Source organism: Calditrichota bacterium (assembly GCA_020637445.1).
Taxonomy (GTDB): Bacteria; Electryoneota; RPQS01; order RPQS01; family RPQS01; genus JABWCQ01.
Window position 1 is genome coordinate 120,296 of record JACJVZ010000002.1, and the last position, 19,515, is coordinate 139,810.

Consider the following 19,515-nt stretch of genomic DNA (forward strand, 5'->3'; position numbering starts at 1 on the left):
TCCTCTTGCAACGCAATCGGGGCGAACCAGGTGGTTCGCCCCGCTTTTTGTTCTGCAATCGACGGCCGGAGGCCGACGGTAGTATTATTACGCACAACGGCAGTATCTATTACTTGCGCTTGTAGTGCATTTCCATGGTTTTCTTTTCTTGCGCGGTGCCGGGGAATATCCATGCCTGATACATGAACTCGTTTTCGTTCAAGTATGTGTACATGTGGCGAGTCGGAACATCGCGCATATTCATTCCGGGGCTGTCCATCGCGCCTTCGAAAACTATTTTCTTTCCGCCGTCCTGCTCTTTTCCCCAAAGTGTGAAAAGTCCCGTGGACATGTTGTCATTCCACGTGAACCAATAACGCTGGGTGAAGTTGTCGTAGCCCATCATGCCCGCGCCTTCGAAGGGCATACCTTGATAGTCCATGGTGAAACGCTGCAGTTGTACGCGGCCGCCGAGAATCATTTCCATCTTAACGTCGCCTGACATAGTCTTGCCGCCTTCGTCCATGGCAACGGAATACTCGCCGCATTCTTTTGCCATTCTTTCATGCTGCGCACCGGGCGTGGCATTCTTCATCCAGTTTTCCATCATCTCTTGCTGAGTCATTTCTGCCATCGTTCTTTCTCCTATTTGAAGATATGTTCAGATTGTGTTGAAAAAGAACGGCAGTTTGTGCTGCCGCTCTATTCGTGCTACTCGCGGGCGGATTGCCATCCGCCCCTACAACGTACGGCTACTGCTTGCGCGTATAGGTGATTTCCATCATTTTGTATTCTTTTGGAGTCCCTACATCGTGCCAGCTTTCCAAAATATGCTTGTCGTCGTCTACCCAGCGATACACAAACTTCACAGGCTGATCCTTTTCTCCGATCATGGGATCATCCATTGTGGTGTTGTAGGTAATGGTCTTGCCGTCGTCATCGCTGGTGCCTTCCATGTACATCATCGAGGTCGCCATGTTGTCGGTCCACGTTGACCAGTACTTCTTTCTGAAGTTGTCATAGCCCGTCATGCCGTGGCCTTCGAACGGCATGCCCATCATTTCGCTGTGACTTATTTCGTTGATGACTCTGCCGCCGTTGATTACTTCGCACGTTTGCATGCCGTTGCTAACCATCGGATCGGCGCCGGGCTCCAGCCAGAATTTGATCTCGGTGTTCCACTCACCCGCGGTTTTCGCGAGCAGTTCATGCTGCGGACCGGGTGAAGAAATTTCCATCCACTTCTTCATCATCTCATCTTCGGACATGCCGTTGTCCTGCGCGTACAACGGGGTCAGCGCAAGCAATGCAGCGGCAATAAAGATCAGGAGTTTTTTCATCTTGTTTTTCCCTTGCGATCTATTTCTTGCGTGTGTAGGAAATTTCCATTGACTTGTACTCTTGCGGAGTCTTGGCGTTGTCCCAGCTTTCGAAGATGAAGTGGTCGTCATCTATACGCTTCATGATTTGCTTGATGGTTTTGTCCATGACATGACTGGCAGGATCATCCATGGTGCCGAAGAAAGTGACTGTTTTGCCGTCATCACTGGAAGTGCCTTCGGAGTACATTAGTGCGGTGCTCATGTCATCGATCCAAGTTCCCCACCACACCTTGGCAAAGTTTGAGTATCCTGTCATGCTCTGGCCGTGGAAGGGCATGCCCATGAAATCGCCGGTGAAGTGACCGACTTGGATGCGGCCACCGAAGATCATCTCGATCGTTTCGGTGCCTTTCGATTCCATAGGCGGCTGCGACGGATCCATCCACATTTTGACTACGCAGTCCCATTCGCCGACGTGCTTGGCCAATTCTGCATGCTGCGGCCCGGGCGTACCGGCATCCATCCAAGCCTTCATCGCGGCTTGTCCTTCCATGTCTCCGTCTTGCGCAAAGGCGACATTAAAGAGGGCCACAAGTGCGGCCAAAACAATGAGATTGAGTTTCTTCATTTTTCCCTCAGTTCAGGTGATTTTTGGTGAATTTTGGGAAATATAACATTTGTTCAAATGAGAGTCAAGGCGGACTTGAATGGTTAGAAAATATTATATGTTAGGAGAATGTTGCCGGAGGCGACGGTTGATGGTCTTGCGCGTGCGAACAAATTTCAGTTCAGTCGTGTTAAACGCTTGACGAACTCGGTTGTCCAACCAGTGTTACCACTCACACCCTTCAGCTTTTCCCACCGATGAATCACCAAATTTCAACTCGTACACGCGGTGCGCTGTTTGCCGCTCTGCTTGGTTTTGCTTTAATGATCGTTAGCTGCAACTCAGAGCCAATTCAGTCCGAATGGCATGACAAGGCTATGGACTTGAACGGGAAGCCGGATCTCTCGGAATTCAAGGGGCTGCGCATCAAGGACGTGCAGGCGCGGTTCGTGATTGCGAATGACGCGGACGAAATTTTGCTTGCGGTGCAGACGGGGAACGAAGCGGTACGGCGGCAGATTGAAATGGGAGGTGTGACGCTGTGGCTGACGAATCCGAAAAATAAAAAGGAATCGGTGGGTGTGCGCTATCCGGCGCGGCTGGGGCCGAAGGATCAACGGAGAGAGTTTGCGCCGGAGGAATTTTCACCGGATCGGACGAAGGTGAAATTTGATCGTCCGTCGGCGAATGTGGAAGTGCTCGCGAAGAAATCTGCGAGCAGGATGTTGTCGGAAGCTGATGCGAAGGATGCGGGGATTTTTGCCGAGTCGAAATATGAAACGGCGACTTCGGCTTACACGCTGGCGATCAATTTTGCGGCGGCGGCGCCGTGGTTAGCGGCGGGAGATGAAGTGGAGCTGCGAGTGGAAGTGCCGAAAATGAAAATGAAACGGCCTGACGGGGAGTTTGGTGAAGGGCAGCGTCGCGGTCCGCCGATGGGGGGTGATGATTTCGGCGGTGGTGGTGGTGGTATGCGCGGCGGAAAGCGTGGTGGGTCGCCGAGTGGTATAGCGAATCGCTCAGCGGGGAAGGCGATTAAGATTGTGCAGAGGGTGGTGCTGGCTGCGGGGGGATGATTTGGGGATGGGGAAGAAATGAAAGCGGCGCAGGATTTCTCCTGCGCCGCTTTTGTTTTTCGGATTCCGGCAGGGAACCGCGCTGACGCGCTTAATCCCTGCTCGGCGAACCTTGCGGGCGGATTGCCATCCGCCCCTACAACGTCTGCCATTGCGGGTCTGGAGACCCACAACGGCGACTACTTTTTTAGTAATCCATGCCGCCCATGCCGCCCATGCCGCCGCCGGGCATTGCGGGTGCTGGGGGATTCTTTTCCTTCTTTTCGTGGATCGCGCAATCGGTGGTCAGCAAGAGACCGCCGACGGACGCCGCGTTTTCTAATGCAACGCGCACAACCTTGGTCGGGTCGATCACGCCTTCATCCAGCAAGTCGCCGTAGACTTCGCTCGACGCATTCAGACCGAAGCTGTAATCCTTGTGCTCGCGAATCTTGTTCACAACCACGCTGCCTTCTAAGCCTGCGTTTTGCGAAATCATGCGAATCGGTTCTTCCAACGCGCGACGAATGATGTTCACGCCGAGCTGCTCGTCGCCGTCAAGCTTGAAGTTCTCAAGCACTCTTTGCGCACGCAGCAGAGCCACGCCGCCGCCGGGGACGATACCTTCTTCGACCGCCGCGCGGGTCGCATGCAGAGCATCTTCCACGCGAGCTTTCTTTTCCTTCATCTCGACTTCGGTCGCGGCGCCAACCTTCAACACCGCAACACCGCCGGCGAGCTTGGCCAGACGCTCTTGCAGTTTTTCACGGTCGTAATCCGACGTCGTGCTTTCGATCTGCTTCTTGATCTGCGAAATGCGGCCCTTGATTTCTTCACCCTTGCCAGCGCCTTCGACGATGGTGGTGTTGTCCTTATCAATGATGATCTTCTTGGCTGTGCCGAGATCGCTCATGACGGCGTTCTCAAGTTTGAAGCCCGCTTCTTCGGAAATCACACGACCGCCCGTGAGCGTGGCGATGTCTTCGAGCATGGCTTTGCGACGATCACCGAAACCGGGAGCCTTGACGGCCGCAACCTTGAGCGTGCCGCGCAGCTTGTTGACGACCAACGTCGCCAGCGCTTCGCCTTCGACGTCTTCGGCAATGATCACGAACGCGCGACCGGCCTGAGCGACCTTCTCCAGAATCGGGAGCAGGTCCTTCATCGCGGAAACTTTCTTGTCGTAGATCAAGAGATACGGATTCTCGAGATCGACTTCCATTTCGTCGGGATTGGTGACGAAATACGGCGACAGGTAACCGCGGTCGAACTGCATACCTTCGACGACGTCGAGCGACGTTTCCATCGACTTGGCTTCTTCGACGGTGATGACGCCGTCCTTGCCAACCTTGTCCATCGCGTCGGCAATCAGATCGCCGATAGTCTTGTCGTTGTTGGCGGAAATCGTACCGACGGCGGCGATGTCCTTCTTGCCGTTCACGCCCTTGCCGTTCTTCTTGAGATCTTTCACGACTTCGGCGACGGCCTTGTCGATACCGCGCTTGAGGCTCATCGGATCGGCACCGGCGGTGACGTTCTTCAAACCTTCGTGAATGATTGCTTGCGCGAGCACGGTCGCGGTGGTCGTTCCGTCACCGGCGATATCGCTGGTCTTGGAGGCGACTTCGCGAACCATTTGCGCGCCCATATTTTCGACGGCATCTTCGAGTTCGATTTCCTTGGCCACGGTGACACCATCCTTGGTGACGGTCGGGGCGCCCCACTTCTTTTCGATCACGACGTTGCGGCCCTTGGGTCCGAGCGTGACCTTCACGGAATTCGCGAGCGTATCGACGCCTTTCTTCAGCGACGAACGTGCTTCGACATCGAAGTCAATGAGTTTGCTTGCCATGTTTTATTGTTCCTTTGGAAATGATTTTGTGTGTTTCAGATTCCGGCGGGGAACCGTGCTGACGCACTTAATCCCCGCTCGGCGAGTTACTTGAGAAGTAACCAGCGTTGTGCTGTCGCGTTCTAACTCATCATGAGAATTTTGAGCGCATGCGAAGCGCAACTGCGGTGCTTAACAAGCACCTACTTAACAACAACAGCGAGGATATCGCTGCGGCTGATGAGCATGTATTCCTTGTCATCGAGCTTGACTTCGGTGCCGCCGTAGCGCGCGTACACGATGGTGTCGCCAACTTTGAGCATCTCGGACATTTTCTTTTGCTTGCGATCGGCGATTTCAACGTCATCGCCCATGGCCACGATCTCGCCCATTTGCGGACGGTCCTTCGACGCGGTATCCGGAATGATAATCCCACCAACGGTTTTCTCTTCCTTCTCGAGCGGGTGAATCAGGACGCGCTCATCAATCGGCTTGATTTTCATGGTTTTAGGACTCCCTAAAGAGGTTATGGTTTGGAAAGTTGTGTGTTATTAAGCTGTTAGCACTCTTTCGTGGTGACTGCTAACAGAACTGGCAATATACGCTCAAAGTTCCCGGGAAGCAAACTCTTGGGTTATGTGTTAGTCAAGAAAAAACAAACCCCTGATGGGTGGTCAGGGGTTGGGGGGAGGAGAGGCGGAGGCGGGGTGGGTAATTGCTGTTGACTTTTCACGTTTTTGATCTTATATTCAATTGTTGCCGCTTGGAGCGGCGCAACTCTGCAACAATACTTGGCCGATTGCAGAGTAAATAATTAGGCCAAGAAATCTCATAGGAGGCCAACATGGCCATTTTTCGAATACCTGCTCTTGCAGGCTTAGTTCGTCATCTCGACGATCCCACCGATCCTGAGCGTTCCTCCCACCACGCGCTCATCCGCTTGGCAGACCTGCCACCTGACATCCCCAAAGACGTAAATCCCCGAGACCAGAATCTGAATTCGCGCGTGTCTAATGACATACGCGAAGGACTTCGTGAGCATTCTGTCTTCTTCCATTTGCTGAATCGTGGAATCACAATTATTGCAAGTAGTGCGTTCTATGACACGAAGCGTGCAGAATTTGTGATTGACGTTCCAAGTAACGGTGACGTGTTTTCTGATTCTGCGTTGGAAAATAGTGCTTTGGTTGACGACAAAAGTCCACATCACGGAGGAAGCTCGGACTCCAGTGACGATGAAAAGATCATTGACATGGATGAATGGATTGGAGATGCAACTTTTGGCATTGTTGACGGTGGGCACACTTATGCGGTGATTCAACAAGCGAAAGCGAATGCAGAGTTGGACACAAACTTGGCGCGTTCTCTCAAGAACGCGTTCGTCCGGCTTGAGGTGCTAGTTGGCGTTGATCGCGTTCAGTTGGACGAAATGAGGCGTTTGACAACAGCCATTGCGCGTGCGCGAAATACTTCGGCGCAAGTTAGACCACAGGCGATCGCAAATCTCGACAGACAGTTTGACTGGCTTAAGGACTTGTTGAACGAGAGGAACCGGCCATATCGCAACATTATTGCTTACAGAGAGAACCAAGGCAAGGCAGAAGCCGATGCGCGTGGTGTCAAGATGATCGACATTCGTGATGTCGTCCAACTTCTCACGATCTTTCATCCCAAGTTTCTGACAGATGAGTCACAGCCGGTAATCGCGTATTCAAGCGCGGAACGATGCTTGATGAACTATATCAACGAGCAGAAGCAACCTAACCAGAACTCTCTTGGTGATGTACTGAGTGCGCCGGGTTACAAGCAACTGGCACCGATTGCTTCAGAGATTCTAGAGTTCTACGCTTTTCTCCTTGATACATTTAAGGACAATTATCGGCTGGCCGGAGGCAAAAAGGCGTTGTTAGAGGACGAAGATGAAGATGAAGATCTCAACCCGCCAAAGAAACAAGGACCTGGTAAGGCCAACCGTGTTCCCGCCCTGACAAGCAAATCCAAACTTCACCATTTGTATTTCTTGGAGAAATACTCGGGGTACGACATGAGCAAGTTGAAGAAGCATAGCAAGGGAATTCCACACCAAGGCCTTGTTCTTCCATTGTTGGGTGGATTTCGGGCTCTAGCTGAAGTCCAAGCTGATGGCAATGTTGGGTGGAAGGTGACGGTACCAGAACTGATAGAAATTTACCAAGAAAACGCGCAGAAGTATGTGAAGACAGTTTTCACATTGATGGCTAGGGAAAAAGACAATCCCCAGCAGATTGGTAAGGATGCGTCGTCTTGGCAACTCTTTTACGCGCTTGTTAACTCAGACTATTCGAATTTCATTCGCAATAAAGAAGCCAAGTAGGCCGTGTGAATTGATAAAAGCCCCGCTCGGTTGAGCGGGGCTTTTATTCTTCCCAGTCTTTCGTTTGGGATTAGGTTGTGATTTCGAGGGCAAAGGCGGCTTGGTCGCGGCGGTCGTACTCGTAGATGAAGCGCGAACCGTTGGTGTGTTTGGCGTAGCACCAAAGATTGACCGCGAAGGTGCATTTCGCTCCAATCGTATTCTTGCCGAGCATTGTGCTGAAGGCAAGCTCGGTGGATTGCTGCGAATTTCCGGCATCGAGTGAAGTGGGTGCGTTCGAGTTGCCGGTTTGGAATGTCACCGTCGGGCCGTTCAGTCCGCGATGCCAATCGAGTGAGTAGTAGCGCATGAAGGTTATTGGCGCAACCAGCGAATTGACCGTACGATGAAACGCGCGAAAGCCAACGGAGAATTTAGTGCTTGCAGGTCCGGTCATAAATTGACATTCGTCGCCGGACGCGTGACCGTTTTTGCGCAGGTCTTCGATGTCCGCATAGACCGGACGATTGTCCACCCAGAAAACATGCGCAAGTTTTCCGAACTGAACTTTCGCCGTGCTGCCCGGACCGCTGATCGCAAGTCTGCGCAGGAAATCGAAACCCGCGGTATTCGGCATCAGGCGGTTGCCGTTGACATCGAAGACTTCGACGTAAAGCAAATACTTGTCATTGCTCGAACCGGTGTTCCAATATCCGTGATACTGTCCACCAAGCCAGATGCCGTCGGTGTAATACGGAATTTTGTACAGACCGTTGACGGTGTTGCCTGCGACGACTTTCGAATCGGGACCAAGACCTTCGGTGGTCACTTCCCAGCTTCCGCCGAGGAATTCCATCTTGCTCCACGCGAGCGGCTGCGAGAGCGGAGTCGGAGTTTCGCCCGGCAGCGGATCGCCGTTGTCACCGGCTCTCACCGTGCTGATGCGATAGTAGTGCGCACCGAGCGCTTTCATGTCGGGATGGAAAAGCAGTCGCAGTGCGAGTGATTTCGCCCACGGACAGTTGCTTGCGCCGCCGAACGTTTGCGCGAGTCCTCCGGTTGTGGGAAGATTGGCCAGATTGTTTTCGCTCGTCTGCGTGAGATCCATGTTCGCGAGATTCTTGCCGAGCCAGTGGCTGTTCAAGACGGAACTTGACGTGCCGCCGATCTCTTGTAGCATCACGAACGGACGGTCGTTGTCGAAGTCGCTGTCATCCTGACCGCACGTACGACCGAGGAAGGTTTTCAGATCGGCGAAATCCGATTGTTTGAAATACTCATGGCGCGAAGATCCGTCGTAGACATAGACCCATTGGCCGTCCTGCCATTGACGAACTTTGTAGTAGTAGCTTCTGTAGCAATGTGCGAGTGTATACAGCGGGAAGGTTCGCCAGCAATACGTGAACGAACCGTCGGGACGCAGCACCGCTTCGCCTAATTTGTGTGAAGAGCAGTGACAAATCAGGTGCCACAGATAGGGACGGAGTTCGACAAACTTTTCGACATCGGCCTGCGCCAGCGTTTGCAATGCTCTTACGTCTTCGCGCAATTTCGCTTGCATGTCGAGATTGATTTCATCCAATCCCGCAGACTCGAGACGTTTGAACGCGCGCTGTGCGACGCGATCTTCGTAAAATGCCGGAGGTTCGGGCTGCGGATTGAAGGCGATTTCATCGCCGAAGCTCAGTCTGCCCACGAAAGAGATTGGTGACGGATCAGGACCGACTCCCGGCAGATGCAGCGGACCCGGATCAGGATCGGGAATGGGAATCGGAATCAGCTCTTCGTGAATGCGGCGCAGGAGGTCTTTGATATTGATGTGCAGCCAATGACAGCAGCACGTGCGCTCATAAACTTCGACGACTCCGTTGCAAATCGGCCAGCAGCGCTCCACGAAATGCGGCAAGTATGGAATACCGAGGTTCGGAAGCACAGGCCCAAGAATCGGCAGACACTTGCGCACGCGGCCGGAGACGCAGCGCAGTGGGAACAACCAGCCGCGCCACCATTCCGGCGCGAGCTGCAGCACGGTACCGCGGCGCCACTCGGCAAATACATCCGCGACGCGATATTTGATCAGCGTTTCCGAATTGAGAGTCGAAAGATCTTCAACATCCGGTCCGATGCCGATCGTGGCACCGGGAGTCTTCTCCCATTTGGGATCCGCGACAAATTTATCGTTTTCAATTTTCGAGATCTTGCGAGGCGATCCACCTTGCTCGATCAAGTACAGCGCGAGGTGTGGAGTTTCCTCTTTGCCTTCGCGCGCGTAGAACTGCAGTTCTACGAAGTTCTTTCGGCTTTGCTGTTCCATCGTGATTCTCCCATATCATCATTTGGTCCGGTCACGCTGCTCTCGCGGCAGCCGCACATCCGGGCTTATTCATTGCACTCAAAGAACTCTGCATATCTCTCTTACCTCATGAACAACAAAAAAGCTCCACGAATTTCGCGGAGCTTTCAGAGAGTAATGAGTAGCTTGAGTTTAGAGCAGCAAGACTTTGGGATCAAGGTTGCCGCCGCTGATGATTACTCCAATTCGTTCACCTTTGATGTTGCCATTCAGCAACGCCGCAATGCCTAATGCACCACTCGGCTCGACGACGAGTTTCATTCTTTCGAAAAGAAACTTTGTGGCATCGATGATATTAGTTTCGGATACGTTGACAAAATCATCGACGTGTGTTCTCACTAACGGAAACGTCAATTTACCTAATGATGGTGTGCGAGTGCCGTCTGCGATTGTAGGTGGATTTTTCACCGTGTGCAATTCGCCGGTTCGCCACGAGAGTGTCGCGTCGTTGGCAAGTTCGGGTTCTACTCCGATGACTTTGATGTTGGGAATGACGTGTTTGGCAGCTAACGCACTTCCGGATAGCAATCCTCCTCCGCCGCAGGGAACCAACAGAGCATCAAGATCGGGATAGTCGTTTACGAGTTCAAGCGCGGCTGTGCCTTGTCCGGCGATGATGTGCGGATGATCGTAGGGCGGAATCAAAACATAACCGTGCTGCTCTTTTAGCTCGGCGGAGATTTCTTCGCGCGTGCGCTCATTGGGATCATACAACACCACATTCGCGCCATAGCTGCGAGTGGCGGCTAACTTGATCGGCGGAGCATCCTGCGGCATGACGATGGTTGTTTTGATGTCGAGCAACGCTCCGACCAATGCTACGGCCTGCGCATGATTGCCAGACGAGTGCGTGATGACGCCGCGGCGTTTTTCCTCGAAAGTCAGTTGCGACATCGCATTGTACGCGCCGCGAAATTTGAACGCGCCGACACGCTGAAAGTTTTCGCACTTCAGATAGACGTTCGCGTTGCTTTTTGCGTCGAGTGTGCGCGAAGTATGCACGGGAGTTTTGTGTGCGATGCCCTTAAGAGTTTTGGCGGCGTCGAGGACGTCGTAGGCGGTGGGAAGCATGGCAGAAAATATGAAATATGAAGTATGAAATATGAAAGCGGAGCGGGTACCCGCAGCGGGTGCCGCCGCGAGAAGTCAGAAGTCAGATGCGGAGCGAGAATAGAAAATGGCAAATAGAAAATAGAAAAGATACTGCAACTACGACTGTCGGCCTCTGGCCGTCGCTCTTGGAGTTTTGTTTTGCTCTTTCAGCCGGAGGCTGGGAGGTCGTTGGTTTATTGAATTGGGAGTGAAAACAGGGTGCGTGATTGCACCCTGTTTGTTTTTCCGATTCCGGCGGGGAACCGCGCTGACGCGCTTAATCCCCGCTCGGCGCGTAACTTTGTTACCTACTCGCTTCGCTGCATTCGAGGGCAGGTCACGCTCGCAAATACGCGGGCGGAATGCCTTCCGCCCCTACACCTTCTGAACCCTTATCTCACGAGCATGACTTTGTGGACTGCACGTTGACCGGCGTTGTTCAACTCGACGATGTATGTTCCTGAAGCGAGCGGAGCTCCCTTTGAGTTGATAGCAGACCAAGTTGTATTGTGCGTTCCGAGTGAACTTCCATACCCGCTCAAGAGTGTCGCGACTTCTTGACCGACGATGTTATATACTTTCAGTTCGGTTTTGCCGATTCGATCAATGGTGTAGGCAATTTGAATCGTGCCGTTAAATGGATTGGGATATGCCGTCAATCCAAACGTCGTGGGAAGCAGAACTGTTTCCGGAGTGTCTAACGTGGAGTCGAATCCTGTCTTCACCAGCAAAATGTCAGAAAATCCATCGCCGTTCAGGTCTTCGGAGCCTGCGAGGTAGTAGTTGCCTCCGATTACGGTCGCGCCTCTGCAATCTTCGAATGCCGAGGTACCAAAGGTCTTGCTCCACAAACTGTCGCCATTGAGCGCAATACGGAGAGCCCACATGTCGTAGCCGCCGGAGCCAAACGACGCTGTTCGTCCGGCTAAGAGATAACCGTCGGAAGACATCGGAATCATATCGTAGCACCATTCGTCCATGGCGCCGCCGTAAGTGCGATGCCAGAGCTCATTGCCGGACTCATCCGTTACGACGAAGTAGAAATCTGACGCACCCGCGCCCATCGAGTTCGTATATCCCGCAATGGCATAGCCGCCCGTTGGAGTTTGAGCGATGGCCCACGGAGCATCATACTGATTTCCTCCAAACGTATGCGCCCACAAACTGTCGCCACTTGCGGAAAGTTTCTGGAGAATGACGTCTCCGTTAGGCTCACCCTGCGACCCCGTTATGCCCGTGAAAAGCAGACTGCCGTCACCGGATTCCGTGACGGCAATCGCAACGTCTTGTCCAGTTCCTCCAAACTTACGGCTCCAAAGGCTGTCGCCGGTGTCTGACACTTTCAGTATCCATATGTCCGAGCTATGTGCACCGAAGGACTGAGTCAATCCCGCCATGACATAGCCGCCGTCACTCGTTCTTATGGCATCAAAACATCGATCTGCGCTTGATCCACCGTACGTTCGGCTCCAAAGCTGACTGCCTTGCGAATCAATTTTCAGCAGCCAATAGTCAAAATCTCCGGCACCGTACGAGCCTGTATGCCCAGCGAGAATGAACCCGCCGTCTTCAAGCGGAATCGCCTTGTAGCACGCTTCGACGTTGATTCCGCCGTACGTGTGACTCCAGATGTGGTTGCCACCACTGTCCACGCGCTCCAGCCAAACATCAAAACTGCCGGCACCAAATGACGTCGTGAATCCCACCAAAAGCAGGCCGCCGTCCAGTGTTTTGACAATGGCATCGCACTCTTCGTCCACGTTGCCGCCATACGTCCTACTCCAGAGGCTGTCAGGCGGCTGGGCCATTGCTGATATGCCTACGGCAACAACAACGATGCAAAGGAGTCTCGCGAACGCGGTCATTTGGTTCTCCAGCGAATGGAGTTTTATCTCACGAGCATGACTTTGTGAACCGCACGTTGCCCGGCGTTGTTCAACTCGACGATGTAGTTGCCGCTGGGAAGGGGCACTCCTTGCGCGTTGACGGCGCGCCAGTGCGCGGAATAGGTGCCGGTAGACATAAACGGCGTGTTCACGAGCGACGCGACGTTTTGTCCGAGCACGTTGAAGACATTGAGATCCACCGCACCGGGGTTGCTGACGACAAATTCAATCGTCGTTTCCGGATTAAACGGATTCGGATAGCTGCGAAGCAACGCGGCAGACTTGGGAACCGGAACAATTCGCGGCGTGACGCTGGAGACTTGATCGAGGTAGAGGTCATATGAGATCGATTCCTCGGGATCGTCGGGATTGGACGCCGTGAAGCGAATCACATAGTCCCCTGTGATCGTCGACGTGTCGACAAATCCCGTTTCGGGATTGATAGCCAAATTGTACATGTGCACGCTGATCGCCGTATCGTGCGCCATCGGCTCGAAAGATTCGAGAATGTCGACTGTCGCCGAATCGGGCGGATAGCACGTGATGTGCGTACACACGGAATAGGCACGCAACGGATCGGGAACGTCCACCGCGGAAATCGACAACAACACCTGCAGCGAATCGTTCGTCAGATTGTCGACTGTGCCGTAGAAGACATATTCAACTTCGTCGCCGCCATTGGCATAGGTCAGCAACGTATCCTGCATGGTGAAGCTGAAGGTCGGCTCATCGAGCGGCAGCCAATCGTCTACGGCAGATCGAATCGCATTGATGTTCAACTCGTAGGCTCCCGATACGTAGCGGACGATGCCGTCGGGATCGATGACCACTTTGCGGTAGTTGCCGTTGTTCGCGGTCGAATAGGCCGCACCCTGAACAAGCAGCGGGAACGTCACTCCCGTGGCGGTGCGAAAGGCTTCGACCGCGGCAGGCGAACCATTATAGATATCCAAACCGAGCGTCACGACGGGCTGTCCTTCGTAATACGTGTTCACACCTGCTTCCATTTGACCATCCTGGCCACGACAGATCGTTCAGGTGTTTCCGAAGAACATCAGGACCACGACATTGCCCTGATATTCGCTCAGCGTGTGACTGTTTCCCCAGGAATCGGTCAAGGTAAAATCGGGCGCGGGTTGTCCAACGGTAAATGCTTGCGCACTTCCGAAGGCCAAGAGCAGCGCACAAATCGGCGCGAGCCAAATTCTGTGCTTCATGTTGTGGGTCTCCAAGTTGTTGTATGGCTCGGTCTGTTCAATTCTATCTAATAAGATAACATCTGACATTCGAGGATGCAAGAGTCAGCGGCTTCTTGCCCACTCCAACATTTTGCGGCGGGACACGGTTTCGCGGCGTTCGATAGCCGCCCGAATCCGACCCACGAGGGCCTCAAGTTCATTGTCTGAAAGCTCCACGCCATCAAGCGAGAGCAGCTTTTTTAAGCCATTTTTTCCTAAGAACTTACCAAATATTATGCGGTCTTCGAGGGCGGCTTCTCCTCCGACCATTTCGGGGCCAAAAGGCTCAAAAGTCAATGGATCGGCCAGCATGGCTTGTTGGTGCATTCCAGCGGCGTGGAGGAAAGCATTCTGACCCACCAGCGCTTTGTTGGGCTGAACCACTACTCCTGAAACCTCACGGACAAGGTGCGAGGTTTCAATAATGCGGCCCAGTTTGATGTTGGTGGCGAGATTCAAGGAGGATTCATGATATTTCAGGATCATTGCGACCTCTTCAAGCGCGGTATTGCCGGCTCGTTCGCCGAGGCCGTTGATGGTGCCTTCGACCTGGTCTGCGCCGCCCTCCAGTGCCGCAACCGAATTGGCCGTCGCCAGTCCGAAGTCGTTGTGGCAATGAATGCCGAGCTTGACTTCTTTGGGGAATTTTGACCTGATCCTCTCGAAGAGTGACTTTATCTCAGCAGGACGACCGCACCCGACGGTATCGGCGACGACCAATGTGGTCGCACCGGACTGAACGGCAGAATTTAGGGCGGATATTAGGTCAGATTCGGCTGTGCGCGTGGCATCGGTAGCGATGAATTCGACATCATCGAGGTATTTCTTGGCATGAGCTACGGCTGTTGCGATGCTTTCCTCGGCTTGCGGCCGGGTCATGCGAAGTGAAGCCGAAAGGTGCCGATCAGAAACCGGCAAGACTATGGAAATTCTTGCTTTGTCGGCAGCTTCGAGGGCCTTGGCGGTGATGTCCACGTCACCGGTCCGGCAGCGGGCAAGCCCTGCGATTACCGAGGATTTTACTTCTTGCGCAACTTTGCGAACGGCCTCTTGTTCGGACTCTGAGGCTGCTGGAAAGCCGACTTCGATGATGTCCACTCCCATTTCGGCTATGGCGCGGGCGAGAGTCAGCTTTTGTTCGACCGAGAAGACAACGAACGGGGTTTGTTCTCCGTCGCGCAGAGTGGTATCGTAAAATTGGATGGTGCGCATGAATCTCTTGGAATCAAATTGTAGTTGATGAATATACGTGCTCTGGGCTTGGCGTGCAAGCCGGTTTCGTTTGAAAACTGAGCCCGGAATAGCTATATTATGGGTTATGCGATTAATGGACGAATCCCAATTGGAACAGTTTGCGCAGTTGCGGGAACTTGCCCGCTATGCGGTGGCCGACGAAGCGACGCTCTTGATGCGCGTGCGCGGCGACTCCTATTCATGGTGCGCAGGGGGCGTGCGTGCGTTCGGGAAGTCGATCAAGGACTTGCTGTCCGAACGTGACGGAAGCTCGGTGATTCCGGTCTGTTTCAGATTGGATTTCGATCGCAATGAAACTTTCTATTGGCATCCGGATTGGCTGGTTGAAGCGCGCAACGAACGGCTGCTCTATTTCGGAACCGTACCACACGGTTCCATCGGCGAAGAAATTGAATTCAATCCGGATGAAACGGAAGCGATTGAATCGGAAAGTCATACTCCCGGTCAATGGACAGCGGCAGTGCAGCGCATTCAAGCGGAGATTCGCGAGCAGAAACTTCAGAAAGCCGTGCTCAGCAGGCAAATGAGTCTATATAATCCGCAGCCGTGGCAGGTTGACCTCGTGCTGGCTAAACTGCTGCACCAGTCGACGGGAACGTCCGTTTTCGCTCATCAGCTTTACGACAACAAAGTTTGGATCGGCGCAACACCGGAAATTTTGTTTCAGCGTGAGGGTCGTCAAGTAACGGTCGACAGTCTGGCGGGAACACGGCAGACTCTGCTCGACGATACGGCATTTTCGAACAAAGACCACGTCGAGCAGAAAGTCGTCACGGATTTTTTATGCGAGACGCTTTCGCCTTTGTGTTCGCACGTTTCGGTTTCACCGTTGACCGTTCGCCGCGCGGATGATCTGGAACATGTTTACAGTCAAGTGCAGGGAGTGCTGCGGGACGGCGTAAACGACGACGACGTGCTCGAAGCGCTGCATCCGACTCCGGCCGTGTGCGGCTCTCCGCGAAACGAGGCCGCACTGTTATTGAACGAACTTGAACCTGCTCCGCGTGATCTTTATGGCGGAGTTTTGGGATTCACAAACGGACATCAAACGACGGCGGTCGTCGTGCTGCGCTGCGCACAAGTGCAAACGAGAACGGCACGGCTGTTCGGCGGAGCGGGAATCGTGCTCGATTCGGATCCGGAAATGGAATATTCCGAATGCGGTTGGAAGATGGAAGTTATGCAGCGCGCACTGACGGATTTGATATGAACGCAATGAACCCAAACTATTTGCAGGCTGAGTTGCTGTGGATGCAGATTCGCGCGGCCGGGGTCGAGCACGTCGTGATTTCACCCGGTTCGCGTTCGACGCCGCTTGCGAGAACGGCTCATTCGTCGGAGCTATTCACGACTCACGTTGTTATTGACGAACGCTCAGCGGCGTTTTTCGCTTTGGGTTTGGCGAAGGGAAATCACAAACCCGTTGCGCTGGTGTGCACGTCGGGTTCCGCCGCTGCGCACTACTATCCCGCGATCATCGAAGCGGCACAAAGCGGCGTACCACTTGTGATTTTATCGGCGGACCGACCGCAGCGGCTGCGCAACAAGGGTGCAATGCAGACGATTGATCAAACTGCATTGTTCGGAAAGTATGCGCGAATGAGTTTGGATTTACCGGAACCCAAAGCCGACGCGAGTGTACTGCGTGAAACTCTGTCTTGGGTAAAACGCGCTCTGCACGTGATGGTTTCCGCTCCGCAAGGGCCGGTTCAAATAAATGTGCCGATGGATGAACCTCTCGCTCCACTCGAGCTTGAGGCGAGTCATTGCTCGGCTTTGCTGATTGAACTCAAATCCGAAATCGAGGAAATTGAACCAAGCGCGCAAGCCGTGTGCGACGTCGGCGCAAACGTGAAGCATTTGGTTGAGTCATGCTATTGCGGATTGATCGTTTGCGGTCCGGACGCCGCTCGCACGCCGCCGGAACGAATTGCCATTCACGAACTCGCACGAAATTTGGGTTGGCCGCTGTTAGCTGACGCGGCTTCGGGATTGAGATTTTCGGGCGAACCGAACATGCCGTACTACGATATTTTCTTGCGGCACGAATCACTTGCGCACATCGCGCCGGACCTCGTGCTGGAGTTTGGCATGACGCCAACCAGCAAGACGCTGTCTCAGTATTTGAACCGCCACCATTCCAAAACAATCCGCGTTCAACGGGACCGTTTGCCGCGCGATCCGGATGAACGCGCGAACGAGACGATTGTCACCGACGTCGCGAAATATGTAAATGATTTGCGTGGGATGGTGAAGGTGTCTCGCGATTCGCTTTTGCTCGATCCGTTTTGGAAAGCGGTCGGCGTGGTGCGATCGCTTCTGGCTAAATTTCACATTCCGCGGGAGAGCGAATTGGCTTTCGTACGCGCGGCTCTCGACGGAATGCCGGATCATTCGAACCTCGTGCTCGCATCCAGCATGGCGATTCGCTACGCCGACATGATCGCGGCGCCCGCCGGAAAAAACATTCACGCGTACGCGCAGCGCGGAACGAACGGAATTGACGGTGTGATTTCGCACGCAGTCGGCATCGCGGAGTGCAGCGGACGACAGACGCTGTTGGTTTGCGGCGATCTTGCTTTTTGGCATGACTTGCAAGGAGTGCGGCTGGCGCGGGACTGCGACTTGCTGACGATTCTGCTGCTCAACAACAATGGCGGCGGGATTTTCAACTTTCTTCCTGTTGCGGAACATAAAGATTCTTTCGAGGAGCTTCACGGTACGCCGTTGAACGTGAAGCTCGGCGAGACCGCGCGGGAAATGGGCATGGCGTGCTACTCCTTGAAGACTGTAGACGAATGCCGCGAGCATTTTGAAAAGATGCTGCCGTGCATCTATGAAGTCGAAACAGGCCGCACGGAAAATTCCGCGGCGCATCGATACTTTGTCGACAGTTTGCTGCGCGAGTTCGATTGATGCTGATTCAGTCCTCCGACATCGTTTGGCATGCTCGATCGGACGGAGATGAAAATGCGCCGCCGCTTGTGCTGCTGCACGGGTTTGCGCAGTCACTGCATAGTTTTGCGCCGATTGAGACGGAGCTTTCCAAAAGATTTCGCGTATTGAGAGTCGACCTACCATTTCACGGACAGACTTTTGTTGAGAAGCACGTAGAGCTGGACTGGCCCAAGCTGTGCGCGAATTTGCATCAGGCGATTGCGAAGCTGGAGCTGCGGCCCGCGCATTGGTTTGGCTATAGCCAAGGCGGACGAGTTGCTTTGATGTGTGCGCTGGCGTCACCGGGGCGAGTCAAGAGTCTTGCGCTGTTGGGTGCGAGTCCGGGATATGCGAATGAAGCGGAACGTGAGTTGCGACGTCAGAGTGACAAGCTGCTCGGCGACAATATCGTCGGACGCGGCATGGAGTGGTTTGCATCCTATTGGGAAGCTCTGCCGATTTTTGCAACGCAGAAACTTCTGCCGGAAGAAGCCCGACGTTTGATTCGCAGTGAACGTATGGCCAGCACGCCGCAAGGACTCCGACTCGCGCTGCTCACCTATGGCACGGGTACGATGCCGGATTGCAGCGGCGAGCTTTCCGCGTGGACGAAGCCGCTGTTTCTTGCGGCGGGTGAATTGGACAAGAAGTTCGTCGAGTCAAATGCGCGACTCGCAAAGGCGTCACGTTCCGAGCTGCTGCGCCAACACGTCGTGCGCGGCGCGGGACACGCGGCGCATCTCGAACAGCCCGCCGAGTTCGCAAAATTGCTAATTGAGTTTTACAAATCACAAAGAGACCTTTCGCATGAGTAAATTTCCGTGGCAGTCCGCCGGAGAATATTCTGACATTTTATACGAAAAGTGGAACGGTATTGCCAAGATTACGATTAACCGTCCCGAGGTACGAAACGCATTTCGTCCGCAGACGCTGTTTGACTTGCAGCACGCGTTTCTCGACGCACGCGAAGACGAAAACATCGGCGCAATTGTTCTGACCGGAGCGGGAGATCTTGCGTTTTGCTCGGGCGGCGACCAGCGGATTCGCGGCGATCAAGGTTACGTCGGAGCAGATAAAGTTCCGCGCTTGAACGTACTCGATTTGCAAAAGCAGATTCGTTCGCTGCCCAAACCGGTTGTCGCGATGGTCGCGGGCTATGCGATTGGCGGGGGGCATGTGCTGCACGTCGTGTGCGATTTGACGATTGCCGCGGACAACGCGCGTTTTGGTCAAACTGGGCCGCGTGTGGGATCGTTTGACGGAGGATTCGGAGCGGGTTATCTGGCGCGAATCGTCGGCCACAAAAAGGCGAAGGAGATTTGGTTTTTGTGCAGGCAGTACGATGCGCAGCAGGCGCTCGAGATGGGACTTGTGAATACCGTCGTACCGCTTGACAAACTTGAAGAAGAAACCGTTGCGTGGTGTCAAGAAATGCTTAAGATGTCTCCGATGGCGCTGCGCTGTTTGAAAGCTGCATTTAATGCCGAAACCGACGGCGAAGCAGGCATACAGGAGCTTGCGGGAAATGCGACGCTGCTTTACTACATGAGCGAAGAAGCGCAAGAAGGCCGCAACGCGTACAAGGAAAAACGCAAACCGGATTTTTCGAAATTTAAGAGGCTGCCGTAG

At 53.8% G+C, this 19,515-nt stretch carries 17 protein-coding genes; 6 read left to right on the forward strand and 11 right to left on the reverse strand.

Going from position 1 to position 19,515, the window contains the following annotated elements; translation table 11 throughout:
* Positions 1 to 109: 109 nt before the first annotated feature.
* The 3 genes from H6507_08290 to H6507_08300 all read right to left on the reverse strand — a co-directional run bounded on the left by H6507_08290 (position 110) and on the right by H6507_08300 (position 1,929).
* Complete coding sequence (locus H6507_08290; GenBank protein MCB9369087.1) at positions 110 to 613, reverse strand: DUF1579 family protein; 504 nt, start codon at positions 611 to 613, stop codon at positions 110 to 112.
* Between the two features lie 118 nt (positions 614 to 731).
* Positions 732 to 1,319, reverse strand: a complete 588-nt coding sequence (locus H6507_08295) for a DUF1579 domain-containing protein (protein ID MCB9369088.1) — start codon at positions 1,317 to 1,319, stop codon at positions 732 to 734.
* Positions 1,320 to 1,338: 19 nt separating this feature from the next.
* Entirely contained in the window at positions 1,339 to 1,929 is a 591-nt protein-coding gene (locus tag H6507_08300; GenBank protein MCB9369089.1) for a DUF1579 domain-containing protein, read from the reverse strand.
* Positions 1,930 to 2,165: 236 nt separating this feature from the next.
* Here H6507_08300 and H6507_08305 point away from each other — a divergent pair, with 236 nt between their 5' ends.
* Positions 2,166 to 2,984 (forward strand): hypothetical protein, encoded by an 819-nt coding sequence (locus H6507_08305; protein MCB9369090.1) that lies wholly within the window; start codon positions 2,166 to 2,168, stop codon positions 2,982 to 2,984.
* Between the two features lie 187 nt (positions 2,985 to 3,171).
* Here H6507_08305 and groL read toward each other — a convergent pair whose 3' ends face one another.
* Together groL and H6507_08315 are read right to left on the reverse strand one after the other, a co-directional pair.
* Positions 3,172 to 4,815, reverse strand: coding sequence for a chaperonin GroEL (gene groL / locus H6507_08310; GenBank protein ID MCB9369091.1), 1,644 nt, complete (start codon positions 4,813 to 4,815; stop codon positions 3,172 to 3,174).
* Positions 4,816 to 4,997: 182 nt separating this feature from the next.
* Complete coding sequence (locus H6507_08315) at positions 4,998 to 5,297, reverse strand: co-chaperone GroES (protein MCB9369092.1); 300 nt, start codon at positions 5,295 to 5,297, stop codon at positions 4,998 to 5,000.
* Positions 5,298 to 5,638: 341 nt separating this feature from the next.
* Between H6507_08315 and H6507_08320 the strand changes: the two genes are divergently transcribed.
* Complete coding sequence (locus H6507_08320; protein MCB9369093.1) at positions 5,639 to 7,147, forward strand: AIPR family protein; 1,509 nt, start codon at positions 5,639 to 5,641, stop codon at positions 7,145 to 7,147.
* Positions 7,148 to 7,217: 70 nt separating this feature from the next.
* Here H6507_08320 and H6507_08325 read toward each other — a convergent pair whose 3' ends face one another.
* From H6507_08325 to H6507_08350, 6 genes are all read right to left on the reverse strand, one after another.
* A complete protein-coding gene (locus H6507_08325) occupies positions 7,218 to 9,440 on the reverse strand; it encodes a hypothetical protein (GenBank protein ID MCB9369094.1) in 2,223 nt (740 codons plus the stop codon).
* Between the two features lie 171 nt (positions 9,441 to 9,611).
* Positions 9,612 to 10,550, reverse strand: coding sequence for a threo-3-hydroxy-L-aspartate ammonia-lyase (locus H6507_08330; GenBank protein ID MCB9369095.1), 939 nt, complete (start codon positions 10,548 to 10,550; stop codon positions 9,612 to 9,614).
* Between the two features lie 413 nt (positions 10,551 to 10,963).
* Positions 10,964 to 12,436 carry a T9SS type A sorting domain-containing protein gene (locus H6507_08335; GenBank protein MCB9369096.1) on the reverse strand — a complete coding sequence of 491 codons (1,473 nt, stop codon included), beginning with the start codon at positions 12,434 to 12,436 and terminating at the stop codon, positions 10,964 to 10,966.
* A gap of 23 nt (positions 12,437 to 12,459) precedes the next feature.
* A complete protein-coding gene (locus tag H6507_08340; GenBank protein MCB9369097.1) occupies positions 12,460 to 13,464 on the reverse strand; it encodes a T9SS type A sorting domain-containing protein in 1,005 nt (334 codons plus the stop codon).
* A gap of 27 nt (positions 13,465 to 13,491) precedes the next feature.
* Positions 13,492 to 13,674: a redoxin domain-containing protein gene (locus H6507_08345; protein ID MCB9369098.1), complete on the reverse strand. Its 183-nt coding sequence runs from the start codon at positions 13,672 to 13,674 to the stop codon at positions 13,492 to 13,494.
* 84 nt (positions 13,675 to 13,758) lie between these two features.
* Complete coding sequence (locus H6507_08350) at positions 13,759 to 14,907, reverse strand: 2-isopropylmalate synthase (GenBank protein ID MCB9369099.1); 1,149 nt, start codon at positions 14,905 to 14,907, stop codon at positions 13,759 to 13,761.
* A gap of 115 nt (positions 14,908 to 15,022) precedes the next feature.
* Here H6507_08350 and H6507_08355 point away from each other — a divergent pair, with 115 nt between their 5' ends.
* Genes H6507_08355 through menB form a run of 4 tightly spaced genes read left to right on the forward strand, consistent with a single transcriptional unit; the run spans position 15,023 to position 19,515 of the window.
* The gene (locus H6507_08355; protein MCB9369100.1) at positions 15,023 to 16,159 is read left to right on the forward strand and encodes a chorismate-binding protein; all 1,137 of its coding nucleotides are present in this window, start codon (positions 15,023 to 15,025) and stop codon (positions 16,157 to 16,159) included.
* The gene (gene menD / locus H6507_08360; GenBank protein MCB9369101.1) at positions 16,108 to 17,865 is read left to right on the forward strand and encodes a 2-succinyl-5-enolpyruvyl-6-hydroxy-3-cyclohexene-1-carboxylic-acid synthase; all 1,758 of its coding nucleotides are present in this window, start codon (positions 16,108 to 16,110) and stop codon (positions 17,863 to 17,865) included. Before H6507_08355 ends, menD begins: the two co-directional genes overlap by 52 nt.
* Positions 17,865 to 18,701 carry a 2-succinyl-6-hydroxy-2,4-cyclohexadiene-1-carboxylate synthase gene (gene menH, locus H6507_08365; protein MCB9369102.1) on the forward strand — a complete coding sequence of 279 codons (837 nt, stop codon included), beginning with the start codon at positions 17,865 to 17,867 and terminating at the stop codon, positions 18,699 to 18,701. Before menD ends, menH begins: the two co-directional genes overlap by 1 nt.
* On the forward strand, positions 18,694 to 19,515 hold the full coding sequence (gene menB, locus H6507_08370; GenBank protein MCB9369103.1) for a 1,4-dihydroxy-2-naphthoyl-CoA synthase: 822 nt from the start codon (positions 18,694 to 18,696) through the stop codon (positions 19,513 to 19,515). Before menH ends, menB begins: the two co-directional genes overlap by 8 nt.

Bases quoted from the DNA above. Each gene is read 5' to 3' on its own strand.
- H6507_08300 (MCB9369089.1), bottom strand. From the start codon at position 1,929: ATGAAGAAACTCAATCTCATTGTTTTGGCCGCACTTGTGGCCCTCTTT.
- H6507_08290 (MCB9369087.1), bottom strand. From the start codon at position 613: ATGGCAGAAATGACTCAGCAAGAGATGATGGAAAACTGGATGAAGAAT.
- H6507_08330 (MCB9369095.1), bottom strand. From the start codon at position 10,550: ATGCTTCCCACCGCCTACGACGTCCTCGACGCCGCCAAAACTCTTAAG.
- H6507_08355 (MCB9369100.1), top strand. From the start codon at position 15,023: ATGGACGAATCCCAATTGGAACAGTTTGCGCAGTTGCGGGAACTTGCC.
- H6507_08340 (MCB9369097.1), bottom strand. From the start codon at position 13,464: ATGGAAGCAGGTGTGAACACGTATTACGAAGGACAGCCCGTCGTGACG.
- H6507_08320 (MCB9369093.1), top strand. From the start codon at position 5,639: ATGGCCATTTTTCGAATACCTGCTCTTGCAGGCTTAGTTCGTCATCTC.
- H6507_08305 (MCB9369090.1), top strand. From the start codon at position 2,166: ATGAATCACCAAATTTCAACTCGTACACGCGGTGCGCTGTTTGCCGCT.
- H6507_08325 (MCB9369094.1), bottom strand. From the start codon at position 9,440: ATGGAACAGCAAAGCCGAAAGAACTTCGTAGAACTGCAGTTCTACGCG.
- H6507_08295 (MCB9369088.1), bottom strand. From the start codon at position 1,319: ATGAAAAAACTCCTGATCTTTATTGCCGCTGCATTGCTTGCGCTGACC.
- menB (MCB9369103.1), top strand. From the start codon at position 18,694: ATGAGTAAATTTCCGTGGCAGTCCGCCGGAGAATATTCTGACATTTTA.
- H6507_08335 (MCB9369096.1), bottom strand. From the start codon at position 12,436: ATGACCGCGTTCGCGAGACTCCTTTGCATCGTTGTTGTTGCCGTAGGC.
- groL (MCB9369091.1), bottom strand. From the start codon at position 4,815: ATGGCAAGCAAACTCATTGACTTCGATGTCGAAGCACGTTCGTCGCTG.
- H6507_08315 (MCB9369092.1), bottom strand. From the start codon at position 5,297: ATGAAAATCAAGCCGATTGATGAGCGCGTCCTGATTCACCCGCTCGAG.
- menH (MCB9369102.1), top strand. From the start codon at position 17,865: ATGCTGATTCAGTCCTCCGACATCGTTTGGCATGCTCGATCGGACGGA.
- menD (MCB9369101.1), top strand. From the start codon at position 16,108: ATGCGGTTGGAAGATGGAAGTTATGCAGCGCGCACTGACGGATTTGAT.
- H6507_08350 (MCB9369099.1), bottom strand. From the start codon at position 14,907: ATGCGCACCATCCAATTTTACGATACCACTCTGCGCGACGGAGAACAA.
- H6507_08345 (MCB9369098.1), bottom strand. From the start codon at position 13,674: ATGAAGCACAGAATTTGGCTCGCGCCGATTTGTGCGCTGCTCTTGGCC.